Raw genomic sequence first — 13,705 nt, forward strand, 5'->3', positions numbered from 1 at the left:
TTACTTAATCCTAGGACTAAGTAAACCTTTGCTAGTTAGTTATTTTTTTTCAGCAGCATTGCCATTACTGTTTCCGATTCCATTTCCGTTATTTCCTCTTGTTAATACTTTAAGACCTTGTCCCATATCGGAAGCTAATACGTAATTGCGATCTACAAAGACGCCCCAAACATCAGCGTTTTCAGGAGTGTATTGACCAATTTGCTCTGGGTTACTTGGATCCGTAATATCAACCATTACAACCCCACCCGAGTAATAAGATAGATAAAGAGTGTTTCCGTGAACTTTAGGATCATGTACTGTTTTTGCGAAAGTGGTTCTACCAGCTGAAGTAGGAGGGATATCATACGTTAAATCAGTGGTAAATTCGCTTAATAATTTTGGATTAGTTTTATCTTTAATATCAAAGATACGTGTATAACCGTAAGCACTTTCATAACCTGCACCTACTGGATTAGAAACTTCACGAGTTTCAATTAACACAGTACCACCTTTTGCTAGTGCAGCCGAGTGAGCAGAGCCCTTTTGATTGTCTCTATATTCTGTACGACCAAGAAACACAGGATTTTCTGGATCTTTAATATCAAAGATGACTGTTCCTAAGTCCCACATAGATACATAGGCATGTTGAGCATTGTTGTCTGTAATAACACTGTGATTGAAGGCAGGTCTTGTTTTTCCATCTGGAGCAGCCCAGTGGTAACCATTGAAGTCACTAGCCACTTCAGGAAGATCACGTGGATCCCATTGCCATAATTTCTTAGGTTCTGCAGGATTCGTTACATCAATAATCTGGAAATCCTTTTCGACTCCGTGCGTGTAATAATCAGCATAAGGATTTGATAAAAGCACAAGAGCGCGATTTCCTTGAGTTGTTAAGTATAATTCATGAGTACCTGTAATAGTACGAGGTAAGTCATAAAACCCTAATTTTATTGGATTTGTAGGATCGGTAACATCATATAGCAACATGCCACCTTTACTATTAGGACGATTCACATTATTTCTAGAAGTTTGTTGAACACTCACTGCAGCTAAATCGCCTTTAAAGTGCGGAGTGTTTACAGATTTAACGATTACTTTTTCTTGCCATGTTTGAGGGATATCATCTGCGAACGTAGCTACTTCTACTGGGTTTGAAGGATCTTTTAGATCAAATACACGAACCCCACCATTGGCGCCGTTAGCCGTATGAGTCCCTAAGTATGCATATCCTTTATGAGCATATACATCTGCAGTGTTATTTTGAATACCATTTTTTAAACTAAGTTGCACCGCAGCAGCTTCTTTAAAATTACCAACATTCTTTGATCCCGATAAACTCGCGCTTAAATTCTGAACTTGTAAATCAGTATAAACTTGTCTTTCTCCTTTTGATACATCGTGCTCAAGGGCATCATGTGCATAAGCTGGCGCAAGTCCGCCAAGTGTAATTGTACCAATTAAAGCAGTTGTCACTAGAAAATTTTTCTTCTTCAAAAAAACCCCTCCAATATTTAATTTGGTTACAAGAGAAGTATAAAATGAAGTGAGAATTTTGCCTATAGAGGTCGTTATACTAAAATAATATCGACTTATGCTTTCTCAGTAATAATACCTATTTTGATATAAAAAAAACTTGTAGTTAACGGGATATTTTGGTTTTATTGTAAGAAAATCTTTCTGTAAACGGGTCTTAAACCCTTGTTGTAAGAGTCTTATGCTAGGTTATTTGAAGTGTTTTCATATAGAAGGATACACAATTTATTTAGGAACACTAATTTTATCAGACTTTAGTAAATAAGAAGGATGATGACCAAAAAAATCATCCAAAAGACTTATCCAATAAGGATTTTCACTCATTATTTTCAAGAAATTAAAATTTATCTTGTTTTTTGTCTAAAAATTGTGATAATTGTATAAAGGAATTAATTAAGCAATCGAAAAAGTAATACTTATTACTTATTAATTTCCGAAATAACTAGGTATATTCTCTCTGCTTTAAACATCTTAACAGTAGTTAGGTTAAATAAGTTTAAAGTGATGTTTTAAATATTTTAGTATAGTACAGAGGGAATTTCTTTCCATTTAATTAGTGTTTTTATGATAGTAGCTTTATTTCTTAACGAAATAACTCTTTAAAGAATTAAGCAAGAAACTTGAAACCGAGAGAAAATAACTTTAAAGTAAGATAAGAATTGAATGTTGACTTCTATGATTAGATTAGGTTACTTTTTAATAATAACGAAAACAAGGAATTATAAGTAAAGAGAGGCCGGAAATATAATGAAAAACCTAGAAAATCCTAAAACTTCTTTAGTTATTTTTGGTGTAACGGGGGATTTAGCCAAAAGAAAGTTATTCCCGTCCATCTTTAAATTATTTAAAAATGGTAAATTATCTGAAGAATTTACTGTTGTAGGCGTAGCTAGAAGAGATTGGACAAATGAAGTTCTTCGTGAAGCAGTTGCCAACTCATTACCATCTGGTGAAGAAGCTGCACTTGTTGATAAATTTTGTTCTCATTTTCATTACTTGCCATTTGATGTTACCAACAAAGAATCTTATCGTGATCTAGATTCATTATTAGGTCAATTGGAGAATGATTATAACATTCCTGGAAATCGAATTTTTTATATGGCTATGTCTCCAGAGTATTTTGGTACAATTGCTTTGAACTTGAAGACCGAGAGGGTAACAGAGACTAATGGTTGGACGAGATTGATTATTGAAAAACCTTTTGGACGAGATTTACCGTCAGCCGAGAAATTAAATAATGAAATTCGAGAAGCTTTTTCTGAGGATGAGATCTACCGTATTGATCACTATCTCGGAAAAGATATGGTTCAAAACATCGAAGTCATAAGGTTCGCGAATGCAATATTTGAGCCGTTATGGAATAACCAATACATATCTAACATTCAAATAACCTCAAGTGAAACGCTTGGAGTTGAGGATCGAGGCGGGTATTATGAAACGTCAGGTGCTCTAAGAGATATGGTTCAGAATCATATGTTACAAATGGTTTCATTGTTAGCGATGGAACCACCAATTAGATTGACGACAGATGAAATTAGAAGCGAGAAAATAAAAGTTCTTCGTGCTCTAAGAGATTTTACACCTGAGCAAGCACCTTCTTATTTTGTAAGAGGTCAGTATGAATCAGGTTTAATAGGCAATGATTCAGTCATTGGTTATCGTGAAGAGAAGAATGTAGATCCTGAGTCGATTACGGAGACTTACGTAGCAGGTAAGTTGTTAATTGATAATCATCGTTGGGCAGGTGTTCCTTTTTACATTCGAACAGGTAAACGATTAAAGGAGAAGTCCACAAAGATAGTGATCCAGTTCAAGGAAAGACCAATGAATTTATATTATAGTGAAAATGCAAAAATGAATTCCAATTTACTGATTATTTCAATTCAACCAGATGAAGGAATTACTCTTCATTTAAATGGCAAAAAAGTTGGAACATCTGGTGAAACAACACCTGTAGAATTAGATTATTGCCATGATTGTGTTGATACGTCCAACACACCAGAGGCTTATGAGCGTTTAATATATGATTGTATCCAAGGTGACGCAACTAATTTTGCTCACTGGGATGAAGTAGACTTATCTTGGACGTTTATTGACGCTATTTCAAAGGCTTGGGAGAGTAGAGAGGTTCCTGTGGCTAAATATGAAGCTGGTACAATGGGTCCAAAAGAAGCAGACGATTTGCTAGAGGCAGATGGATTTCATTGGTGGCCAATCATTACGCGTCACTAAATGGATAAACAATACGATTGAGACATGTGAAACCTCACATGTCTTTTTGTAAGGGGATATGCACAATGGAGAAAAATAAAATATTAATTGTCGACGGGATGGCATTATTGTTTCGAGCTTTTTTTGCAACGGCTATGAGTGGATATTATATGGTTAATAGTAAAGGTGTACCAACCAATGCTATACACGGATTTGTGAAGCATTTATTTACGGCTGTTAATACGCATCAACCAACACATGTCATTTGCTGTTGGGATATGGGAAGTGTAACTTACAGAAATGAAATATTCTCTGATTATAAGGCGAATAGAGGGGAACCACCAGTAGAACTAATCCCGCAATTTGATCTTGTAAAAGAAGTCGTTGACGAACTTAATATTCCGAATATAGGTCTTGCTGGATATGAAGCAGATGATTGTATAGGCACTTTAACGAAGGAGCTTAGTCTAGAATCGGAAGTAATGATTTTAACAGGCGATCAGGATATTCTTCAGTTATTAGATAAGAATGTTACGGTAGCTCTTTTAAAAAAGGGTTATGGAAATTATGCAATATACGATGAAAGTGTATTCTTTGAAGAAAAAGGAATCCGTCCTAAGCAGATGGTCGACTTAAAAGCATTAATGGGTGATACGAGTGATAATTATCCAGGAGTTAAAGGGATTGGGGAAAAAACAGCTTTGCGCTTACTGCAAACTCATGAAACCATTGAGGGCATTTTAGATAATCTCCCGGTGTTAACAAAAGGTCAGCGACAGAAAATAGAGAGTGATCTTGAAATGCTACATTTAAGTAGAAAACTAGCAGCTATTCATTGTGAAGTCGATGTTTGTTGTTCGTTAGAGGATGCTATCCTTAATATTAATCAAGAGAGAATGCTTGCCAAATTTAAAGAATTAGAACTTAGAAACTTAGATAACATTCTTAAATAATTTTTGTATATTTTAAGAGTAACATCACATAATAGTTATTGAAAATAAAAAAGCGAGGTGAAAGAGAATGGCAAACAGCAATAACAACCTTCTAGTACCAGGAGTTGAACAAGCACTTGATCAAATGAAGTATGAGATTGCACAAGAGTTTGGTGTTCATCTTGGTGCCGATGCAACAGCACGTGCTAACGGCTCTGTTGGTGGCGAAATCACTAAGCGATTAGTTCAACAAGCTGAACAACAGCTTGGTGGATCACAACTTCAATAACATGTAACTGTAAAAAACAGCTTGAACTTCTTAAAAGAAGTTCAAGTTGTTTTTAAGTTGCGTTGTTTTCCTCAATCCATTGATCTGAAGGTAAAAAAAACGTTAATATTCCAAGTAATGGTAAAGAGAAAGTGAAGAGAATCGTCTTAGTTAAGCCAAAACTATCTGCCATTATCCCCAAGGCTACAGAACCAACAGCACCCATCCCAAAAGCTAACCCCACAATTAAACCAGATACCATTCCAATTCGCCCTGGCACAAGTTCTTGAGCGTAGACAACAGAAACGGAAAAGCTTGATAAGATAATAAATCCAATAATAAAAACGAGGGGGTAGGCAAGTATTGGACCAACATGGGGAAGCAATAATGTTAATGGCGCAGAACCTAACATTGATAACATGATAATGTTCTTTTTCCCGTATCGGTCGGCCAATGGCCCACCTGCAAATGTACCTAATGCACCTGCTGCTAAGAAAATAAATAAATATATTTGTGCTTGAGCAATCGTCACTTCGTATTGGTTAATGACATAAAAGCTATAAAAGCTTGTCATTCCTGCATGGAACCATGATCTAGCAAAAACTAAGAAGACAAGCAAACAAATGGCATAAACAACTGTTCGATGGATGTTCTTAGATTGTTTTTTCTTTTTTTTATTTGATGGGGCAAAAGTGTTGATGGAGATTTGTATTGTGTACCATCGAGCTATATAAATTAACAGACCTATCGCTACTGCTGCTACGAGCGTGAACCAGATTGAACCAAACTGTCCAAACGGAACAAGAATTAGCGCTGTAATCAAAGGAGCCAGAGCTTGCCCAGCATTTCCACCTACTTGATAAATGGATTGAGCTAAACCTCGTCGTCCTCCAGCTGCCATATAAGCAACACGAGACCCTTCAGGATGAAAAACCGCTGAACCTAAACCAATAAATAAAACGGAAATGACTACAAATATAAACGAAGGAGCAAAAGCAATCCCTAAAACTCCCAAAAAGGTAAAGCACAAGCCAAAAGGAAGAGCATATGGACTAGGCTTTTTATCGGTATAGGCGCCGACAACTGGTTGTATTAAGGAGGATGTAAGATTTAAGGTGAATGCTATCAATCCTAATTGCGTGAAAGTAAGTCCCATTGATTGTTCTAAAATAGGGAACATGGCAGGAACTAGTGATTGTATTGCATCATTTAGTAAATGAACCAATCCAATAATATATAAAATCGGGTAAGCGGTTTGTTGAACAGATTCTTCAACGTGTCGTACTTGTTGGGTTTGCATGCAGAACCTTCTTTCTGTAATCGAAATGATTAATTAAAAAAAGACGCAATTTCTAAAAACAAAAAATCTTATAATTGTTTATTCAATTTAACTAGTTCTTTTATGCTTCCACATTAAATATCGAAATCGAATAGTACACCCGATACAAAATCCAAGAAGAGCTACACCGGCTGCAACAATAACCATTATACTAAATAGATAACCTAAAACTTCAAAACCAAAAACAAAGCTAAGAATAGATATTCCTAAGCAGATTGTTGCAATCCATTGATTAAATTGTTGTTGTGCTTTGTCTTCTTGAATGTACAGATTTTTAGGTTTTCTTAAAAGTCCTTTCCCTAAGATCATGATTATGTTCTTGTTTGTAGCCAATGCTAGAGCGCCAATGATAAATGGAAGAAATAAAATATATTTTGTTAAAATTAATCCCATTATAGTAGTTACGACGATAAAAAGTTGATTAATTTGGACTAAAGGTTTTGGTATTCCCATGTGATCTCTCCTTTTTGTTAAATTATAAATGAAGTCCCGTGATTATTCACGTAATTTCGTACGGTAACTAGAGGAATACGAATATTATTTTGTTGCTTATCCCTAATTGTATGGATAATTACTCTTCTGAAACACTTCATTAAGATTAAAAAACTAAATCAAATACTCGAATGGATTCATAAGAGTTCGGTAATAATAAGTTTGGAAAAGGAGGTGGATAAAATGGCTAAACGTAATAAGAACAATAACAACAACAATAATAACAACAACAATAATGAAGTAGAAAATGCAAATGTGGAATTTGCGAGTGAGAATGACGCACAAGATCTTAACAACAACAATAATCGCAAAAACCGTAAAAACAACAGATAACATAGGTTACTAATAGCTGTACACATAACTAACAAGACCTTAGTGTTTTTTAAACTCTAAGGTCTTTTCGTATTTAAATTAGGAAATTACTAACTTGGTTGCCAAGCTTTTCTTGTCATAAGTACTCTCCTATTGCACACGATAAAAGTAGAATAAGAAAAGAGAGGTGAAACAAATTGGCAAACAACAATAGTAGCAATAAATTGCTAGTACCTGGAATCGAACAAGCTCTTGATCAAATGAAGTATGAAATTGCACAAGAATTTGGGGTTCGCTTAGGTTCTGATGAAACTGCTCGCTCAAACGGATCAGTTGGTGGCGAAATTACGAAACGTCTAGTTCAACAAGCGGAACAACAATTTAATGGCTTAAAATAATATAAACATGGAATATGGCTTGAGCCCAACTGGGCTCAAGCTGTTTTAATGACTAAAAACCCCCGTTTAAGGGGGGTTCGATTATAGTTGGTCGTGGTCTTTTTCTGAAATCTCCGATAGTGCTTCGCCGGCTTCATTCTCATATATGTTTTCAACAGCTAAATCGCCAATTGCAACCATTCCGACGATTTGCCCGTTATCAACAACAGGTAGTCTGCGAATTTGATGTTGAGCCATTAAATTAGCCGCCTCATGGGGATCTGTTGATAATGAAGCTACAGTAAGGTTAGTTGACATACACTCTTCGACAGCAACGTGTGTGTCTTGTCCACTCGCAGTTGAACGAAGTGTAATATCCCGGTCAGTAATAATTCCTACTAACTCACCATTTTTTACAACAGGGATAGAACCAATATCATGATTCTTCATAAGTGTAGCTGCTTCTTGAATAGATTGATCGGAATTGATAGTAATTACGTCTTTTGACATGATGTCGCTAATGTTTTGTGTCATATAGAACACTCCTTTCATAAAGAGTATTTCTTAACAGTCTTTATTTATTCATGAAGCAATAAATGCTACTATAGAGTAGAGAATTCTAATGTAGATCGGGGTATGGTTTAGTGACTAAGAAGTTATATTATGAAGATCCATATATTAAGACATTTTCAGCTATTATACTTAAGCAAGAACAAACAAATGAAGGCAACTGGTTTGTCATATTGAATCAGACTGCTTTTTATCCAACTGGAGGAGGACAACCTTATGATACTGGTACTTTGGCAGGCGTTCATGTAGTGGATGTCCAACAAGAAGAAGGTATCATCCGTCATTTTTTGAAAAGTCGTATTGATGTTGATGATCATACAGAAGTGGAAGGTGTTATTAATTGGAGTAGACGATTTGATCATATGCAGCAACACGCAGGTCAGCACCTTTTATCTGCTGCTTTTGCCGATCTTTTCGATTATGAAACGGTGAGCTTTCATTTAGGAAAAGAAACGTTAACTATTGATTTAGAAACTAAACAACTTACACAGGTAGAAGTAACTCAGGCTGAGGAATGGGTTAACGAGAAGATCTTAAAAAATATCTCTATTGAGCCTAAATGGGTGAACCTAGAAGAAGCTCTTTCTTACTCACTTAGAAAGCAGCCTGTTGTGAAAGAGGATATTCGTCTTGTCATAATCCCAAACGTTGATTATAATGCTTGCGGTGGTACACATCCTTCTTCAACAGGGCAAATTAGAGCGGTTAAAATATTGTCTTGGGAGCAACAGAAAAATCGAATTCGAGTACATTTCATTTGTGGAGACCGTGTAATCTCGCTTTTTGAACGTAAACATACTGTATTACAAGAACTTGTGAGCTTAACCAGCTCTTCTGAATCCAATCTTCCCAACGCAGTTCGGAAATTAATTCAAAAAGACAAAGAACTCGAGAAACAAGTTGAATTATGGAATGATAAGCTACTTACATATGAAGCAAAAAAAATGTTAGAGAATAAAATGATTTTCAAGTTTTTTAAGAACAGACCAGTAAAAGAATTGCAAAAACTCGCGCAAATGATTGTCACTGAGTGTAAAGATGCTTGTGTTGTGTTAGTAGTCGAAAACGATAATCGAATTCAATTCGTCGCTTCAAAAGGCGACGGCTTACAGGTTGAAGTGAAAAAAGTTGTATTAGATGCATTACCTTTAATTAATGGTAAAGGTGGTGGAACTGACAAACTCATTCAAGGTGGGGGAGAAACGAAAATGACAGGGAAAGCTTTTTTAGAGTATTTGGAAAAAGAGGTGAGAAAAGCTTATAATTAATAGTATGAGTGACTGTTATAGATTGAAATCGTCTTAAAATCTACGGGAGCTTTTGTACAACCCGTGTCTTGTGTGGAGTGTGAGGTTTATGAGATTTACGAAGAGCATTCCGAATATGTTTACACTCGGAAATCTTTATTGTGGTTTTTTATCAATTGGATATGCGGCAAATGGACAATATAAAAATGCCGCTATTCTGATTTTAATTGGGATGATGTTAGATAGTATGGACGGACGGCTTGCTAGGATGTTAAAAGCTGATAGCGCCTTAGGGAAAGAATTAGATTCACTTGCAGATATTGTTACGTTTGGGGTAGCTCCCTCTTTTCTCATTTATTATACATACTTTTATCAATTTGGGTTATTAGGATTACTTGTAGCTGGTTTGTTTCCATTATTTGGTGCATATAGACTAGCTCGATTTAATATTAGCTCACCCAAATCGTCGCTCAATTATTTTATTGGAGTTCCCATTACGGCTGCAGGGGGAATCTTAGCTCTAATCACGTTATTTGGAGAATTAGTTCCAAATATCATTACAACGGTTCTCTTTACAGCTTTATGCTTTTTAATGGTTAGTAAGGTGCGAATTCCCAGCTTAAAAGATGTTCCTCTCCCAAAATACGGTACAATTATAACTATTTTCTTAGGGTGTGCCCTTTACATGGTTTATAGAGGAACATATGGAACCTTTCCTTACTTAATTTATATAGCAACCCCACTATATATTGCTTACTTAGCTTATTTGTTTGTTAAAAGGAAAAAATAAGTGAAGGGCTTGAATGAATCAATCATTCAAGCCCTTCATTCATTAAAATAATAATAATCCAACTATCGTTGTCAAAGTTAATGCAATAATTACGGGTAGAAAGCTTTTCCTTACTAAATCAATGACAGATATTTTTGCGAAACCTGCAATAGCTATAATTGGAGACCAAGCGACAAGTGTACCTCCACCTACCAAATAGCACCCATTTGTCCAATTGCAGCAAGGGTAGTGGGGTCAATACCAGCAGAATGAGCCATGGCTTCTGATAGTGAACCGATTAGAGGAAGAGCAGAAAACCCTGATCCATCTAGACCGGATATCATACCTAGAATTAAAATCCCGAAACCAGTAATAAACGCATGGTCTGGAATTGCATGCTGACTAGCTTGAACGAGATCAAATAAAAAGCCAGGAGCTTGATCGGCGTTTTCAATTCCTAGTATCTTGGCCGAAAAACTGTCACTTCCTATAAAGAAAAACCCTGCAATAGGTATAACTAGCCCCATTACCTTAAACGAATAGACGAAACCATTGACCAAGTAGTTACTAACTTCCTTCAACGTTTCACGATAATTTCTTGAAATAGAAATAGCCATTAAGAGCAGAATGGCGGTGCCTCCGATAATGGATGCGCCAGCACCATCTTCAATAGATGGAAGTAGGTTGGAGAAAGTTGAAACAATGACATAAGCAACAATAATTAAAAAAGTCGTAGGAACAAGAATAGCAAATACAGTGCTTGATTTACTTTTCTTGACGACCAGCTCATCTGAACTTATTTTTAAATTATTATTTCCGTTATTTTCCCATTCGGTCACATTCTTTTGAGAAGGCTTAATGATTTTCTTTCGAATTGACATATAAGCAATTGAAAGAGCGATAATACCCGTGATGATTGACAAAACAAGGGCACGATCTGCTAATAGACCAGCATCAATAGACGATGTTGATGCAGTAAGAGCAGGAGCTACCTGAAGAACGTAATCGGAGGACAACGCCATTCCGTGTCCAGCAAGTGAAATAGCTACCGCTGCACCAATCGGTGGCAAACCGGCTTTAATTGCAACTGGAATTAATAATGCCCCAATTAGCGGAACCGAAGGAGCTGGCCAAAAGAACAATGACATGGCGTACGTAATACATACTAAAATCCAAAATGACCAATGTCCGTTTTTCATAACCTTCAAAAAAGGAGACACCATTTGCTCATCTGCTCCTATGGACTTCAACGATTGCAACAGGGCTGTCATAATGGCGATTATTAAGAAAATGTGAAATAATTCTCCTGCTGCAGTTAAACTGGCATTAAAAATAACTTGTATCCCATTTAGAAATGAACCATCGTATGCCCAACCGATTATAAAGCTCATTAAAAGAGCTGGAACGACTACGTTCTGTCTAAAAAGCATTGTAACAATAATGATAAGTGTGCCTACTAAATAAAGCCAATGTGCTAATGTTAAATCCATTTTTCTAATCTCCTTTTTGGGATTTTAGAAGAAGCTACAATTAGGCTATGTCATTAGGCGATATTTGTGATTAGTTAGTGAATTAAAGGATTTGATTGGTTAAATTTTTACTCAATGATGCACACTAAGGAAAAAGGATGGAGTTGAGTCTTACATGTTTTTTAATGGAGTGAATGGTACTTCAAGTAATGGTAACGGAGCGTCTACTGGAGGAGCAGGAATCTTTACCTTTGGCATTTTCGATGGAGATCATGAACAAGTTAAGGAAGCTCATGACGCATACGATTTATATGTAAATGGCGAGTACGTAGGAAAAAAAGTGTTACTCACTCAAACAGAAAAAGTAAATGACGTCATCGACTTTCTAAAAGTTCAAGGTGTACAAGATGTGTCCGCTGAATTAACTGGAGATCATTATTTGATCCAAACGAACGATTCTGGACACGTAAAAGATATCTTAAACACCTATTTAAACAACCGGTAAGACATAGGGTGTCTAAGGTCAAATGATCTTCCTCGGACACCCTTTTTTTCATTTTTAGACACGAAATTATATTTACTTAGTTTACAACGTTGTTATTTTTGGGTTTTTGATTTAATATTATATATTAACAATTAGTTCAAAAGAGAGAGAATAGAAAGAAGGGATTACTGGAGAAAACATAGGTGCTTTATCTAATAAGAAAATTCTTACGTTCTTTGTTCCGCTTGGTTTATCAGCTATTTTGGTAACTCTCTCCCATATCATCATTAATGGAACATTAACTAGGGGAGAGAACGCTGAAGTTATTATAGCCAGCTATGTAGTAGCTATGAGTTTATTTTCCATTATTGAACGATTAGGTGTGTTATTACGAAATGCTTGTTCGGCTTTAGTACGAGACAAAGTTTCCTTTAAAGCCATGTCAACAGTTGCTATTTTTATTGTTACGATTTTAATGATTATATCTTCTATTATTGCTTATTCACCTATTGGATGGTGGATTTTCTCTTATGTTTTTGGGGCAGATCCTAATATGATTGAGCAAATTGTGGAAGTATATCAAATCTTAATCCTTGTCTCTTTGTTCTCTGCCATTCGCTGCTTATTTCAAGGTGTAATTATTTTAAACCGACAAACGAAATGGCTAACGATTGGTATGATCATTAGACTTATAGCGATGTATCTCTTATCCTTACTTTTTATCCACACAGGAAATATTAATGCAAAAACGGGAGCTTATATCTTCTTAGCAGGGATGATGGTGGAGAGCTTGGTAAGCTATCTAGAAGGCCGAATTCTTGTAAAGAAGATGGTTGAAAAAGATGAAGACCATCAAATAACAACGAAAGCTCAAATTTTCCGTTTTTACAATCCACTTATTTTATCGTCACTGATTATTGTTATGGTCGGACCAGTGATCAATGTCTTTTTAGGGAAAACTTCGGAAATCGAATTAGCTATCTCCTCTTATGCGATCGCATTAAGTATTACACATTTATTTCTAAGTTTCTTTAGTTATACTCACCAAATTGTCCTGACTTTTTACAAAAATCATGCTAGAGAAGTAAAAAAGTTTACGTTTATGATTGGTTTTATTCCAGCTTTAATTTTAGCTGTTTTTTGTTTTACTCCAATTGGGGCTTGGTTCATTGAACATGTTCTTGGAGCCAATGAGCGTTTAGTGACAGCGAGCTTAGATAGTTTAAAAGTATTTATGCTTATGGTTTTGGTTTTTCCTTTTGTAGATTTTTGTAATGGTTTGTTAATGTTACGAAGTGAAACAAGAACGATGGTCTTCTCTCAATCTGCCAATCTAGTGTTTACGTTTGTCGTTGTCGCAGTATTAGCTACTGTGATGCCGTCTTGGAATGGGATGATAGGGGCACTGGCACAATCGGTTGGTATGGTAGCAGAATTAACAGTATTACTTGCGATCTTATTAAAGGGTAGAGCAAAACTGAGGTATACTCACTATAAAGAGAAGAAGCTAGGTCAAACAGTTTAAATAAAAGGCTGTGTAATGATTGTTAAGTGGGAAGTAATTTCCATTAAGTGAAGTTGCTCGAGCAGTAGAACATACATCGTCCTACCTATAAAATCGATATGATAAAAAGCAAATTAATAAGAGTGTTTCAAGAGATGTCCTACTTGAAACACTTCTTTTTTTGTTCTCCTTGAATAATCGGTGGTATAATAC

At 35.8% G+C, this 13,705-nt stretch carries 14 protein-coding genes; 9 read left to right on the forward strand and 5 right to left on the reverse strand.

Annotated features, from left to right (window positions below; all coding sequences use genetic code 11):
* Positions 1 to 39 precede the first annotated feature (39 nt).
* Entirely contained in the window at positions 40 to 1,479 is a 1,440-nt protein-coding gene (locus JCM9157_RS06190; protein ID WP_035663109.1) for an LVIVD repeat-containing protein, read from the reverse strand.
* A gap of 786 nt (positions 1,480 to 2,265) precedes the next feature.
* Between JCM9157_RS06190 and zwf the strand changes: the two genes are divergently transcribed.
* The 3 genes from zwf to JCM9157_RS06205 all read left to right on the forward strand — a co-directional run bounded on the left by zwf (position 2,266) and on the right by JCM9157_RS06205 (position 4,950).
* On the forward strand, positions 2,266 to 3,750 hold the full coding sequence (gene zwf, locus JCM9157_RS06195) for a glucose-6-phosphate dehydrogenase (RefSeq protein ID WP_035663111.1): 1,485 nt from the start codon (positions 2,266 to 2,268) through the stop codon (positions 3,748 to 3,750).
* 65 nt (positions 3,751 to 3,815) lie between these two features.
* A complete protein-coding gene (locus tag JCM9157_RS06200) occupies positions 3,816 to 4,682 on the forward strand; it encodes a 5'-3' exonuclease (RefSeq protein WP_035663112.1) in 867 nt (288 codons plus the stop codon).
* A 67-nt stretch (positions 4,683 to 4,749) separates the two neighbouring features.
* Positions 4,750 to 4,950 carry an alpha/beta-type small acid-soluble spore protein gene (locus JCM9157_RS06205; protein ID WP_035663114.1) on the forward strand — a complete coding sequence of 67 codons (201 nt, stop codon included), beginning with the start codon at positions 4,750 to 4,752 and terminating at the stop codon, positions 4,948 to 4,950.
* Positions 4,951 to 5,002: 52 nt separating this feature from the next.
* Here the strand turns inward: JCM9157_RS06205 and JCM9157_RS06210 are convergent, their stop codons facing one another.
* Complete coding sequence (locus JCM9157_RS06210) at positions 5,003 to 6,229, reverse strand: MFS transporter (RefSeq protein ID WP_035663115.1); 1,227 nt, start codon at positions 6,227 to 6,229, stop codon at positions 5,003 to 5,005.
* 87 nt (positions 6,230 to 6,316) lie between these two features.
* On the reverse strand, positions 6,317 to 6,721 hold the full coding sequence (locus JCM9157_RS06215; protein ID WP_035663117.1) for a DUF4395 domain-containing protein: 405 nt from the start codon (positions 6,719 to 6,721) through the stop codon (positions 6,317 to 6,319).
* Positions 6,722 to 6,943: 222 nt separating this feature from the next.
* Between JCM9157_RS06215 and JCM9157_RS24880 the strand changes: the two genes are divergently transcribed.
* Positions 6,944 to 7,093: a hypothetical protein gene (locus JCM9157_RS24880; RefSeq protein ID WP_162831754.1), complete on the forward strand. Its 150-nt coding sequence runs from the start codon at positions 6,944 to 6,946 to the stop codon at positions 7,091 to 7,093.
* A gap of 176 nt (positions 7,094 to 7,269) precedes the next feature.
* Positions 7,270 to 7,470 carry an alpha/beta-type small acid-soluble spore protein gene (locus JCM9157_RS06220; protein WP_035663118.1) on the forward strand — a complete coding sequence of 67 codons (201 nt, stop codon included), beginning with the start codon at positions 7,270 to 7,272 and terminating at the stop codon, positions 7,468 to 7,470.
* A gap of 81 nt (positions 7,471 to 7,551) precedes the next feature.
* Here JCM9157_RS06220 and JCM9157_RS06225 read toward each other — a convergent pair whose 3' ends face one another.
* A complete protein-coding gene (locus JCM9157_RS06225) occupies positions 7,552 to 7,983 on the reverse strand; it encodes a CBS domain-containing protein (RefSeq protein ID WP_035663120.1) in 432 nt (143 codons plus the stop codon).
* Positions 7,984 to 8,093: 110 nt separating this feature from the next.
* On the opposite strand from JCM9157_RS06225, the gene JCM9157_RS06230 reads away from it, so the two are divergent.
* Both JCM9157_RS06230 and pssA read left to right on the forward strand, forming a co-directional pair.
* A complete protein-coding gene (locus JCM9157_RS06230; RefSeq protein WP_035663122.1) occupies positions 8,094 to 9,287 on the forward strand; it encodes a serine-tRNA(Ala) deacylase AlaX in 1,194 nt (397 codons plus the stop codon).
* 88 nt (positions 9,288 to 9,375) lie between these two features.
* A complete protein-coding gene (gene pssA / locus JCM9157_RS06235; protein WP_035663123.1) occupies positions 9,376 to 10,056 on the forward strand; it encodes a CDP-diacylglycerol--serine O-phosphatidyltransferase in 681 nt (226 codons plus the stop codon).
* 188 nt (positions 10,057 to 10,244) lie between these two features.
* Here the strand turns inward: pssA and JCM9157_RS06240 are convergent, their stop codons facing one another.
* Complete coding sequence (locus JCM9157_RS06240) at positions 10,245 to 11,525, reverse strand: hypothetical protein (protein ID WP_369384703.1); 1,281 nt, start codon at positions 11,523 to 11,525, stop codon at positions 10,245 to 10,247.
* Between the two features lie 154 nt (positions 11,526 to 11,679).
* On the opposite strand from JCM9157_RS06240, the gene JCM9157_RS06245 reads away from it, so the two are divergent.
* Entirely contained in the window at positions 11,680 to 12,009 is a 330-nt protein-coding gene (locus JCM9157_RS06245; protein ID WP_052012978.1) for a hypothetical protein, read from the forward strand.
* Between the two features lie 241 nt (positions 12,010 to 12,250).
* On the forward strand, positions 12,251 to 13,513 hold the full coding sequence (locus JCM9157_RS06250; protein ID WP_175576995.1) for a multi antimicrobial extrusion protein MatE: 1,263 nt from the start codon (positions 12,251 to 12,253) through the stop codon (positions 13,511 to 13,513).
* The last annotated feature ends 192 nt before the right edge of the window (positions 13,514 to 13,705 follow it).

The sequence above is a fragment of the Halalkalibacter akibai JCM 9157 genome (assembly GCF_000513135.1).
GTDB lineage: Bacteria > Bacillota > Bacilli > Bacillales > Bacillaceae_D > Halalkalibacter > Halalkalibacter akibai.

Coding starts and splice junctions, on each gene's coding strand:
- zwf (WP_035663111.1), top strand. CDS start 2,266: ATGAAAAACCTAGAAAATCCTAAAACTTCTTTAGTTATTTTTGGTGTA.
- JCM9157_RS06200 (WP_035663112.1), top strand. CDS start 3,816: ATGGAGAAAAATAAAATATTAATTGTCGACGGGATGGCATTATTGTTT.
- JCM9157_RS06205 (WP_035663114.1), top strand. CDS start 4,750: ATGGCAAACAGCAATAACAACCTTCTAGTACCAGGAGTTGAACAAGCA.
- JCM9157_RS06210 (WP_035663115.1), bottom strand. CDS start 6,229: ATGCAAACCCAACAAGTACGACACGTTGAAGAATCTGTTCAACAAACC.
- JCM9157_RS06215 (WP_035663117.1), bottom strand. CDS start 6,721: ATGGGAATACCAAAACCTTTAGTCCAAATTAATCAACTTTTTATCGTC.
- JCM9157_RS24880 (WP_162831754.1), top strand. CDS start 6,944: ATGGCTAAACGTAATAAGAACAATAACAACAACAATAATAACAACAAC.
- JCM9157_RS06225 (WP_035663120.1), bottom strand. CDS start 7,983: ATGACACAAAACATTAGCGACATCATGTCAAAAGACGTAATTACTATC.
- pssA (WP_035663123.1), top strand. CDS start 9,376: ATGAGATTTACGAAGAGCATTCCGAATATGTTTACACTCGGAAATCTT.
- JCM9157_RS06240 (WP_369384703.1), bottom strand. CDS start 11,525: ATGGATTTAACATTAGCACATTGGCTTTATTTAGTAGGCACACTTATC.
- JCM9157_RS06245 (WP_052012978.1), top strand. CDS start 11,680: ATGTTTTTTAATGGAGTGAATGGTACTTCAAGTAATGGTAACGGAGCG.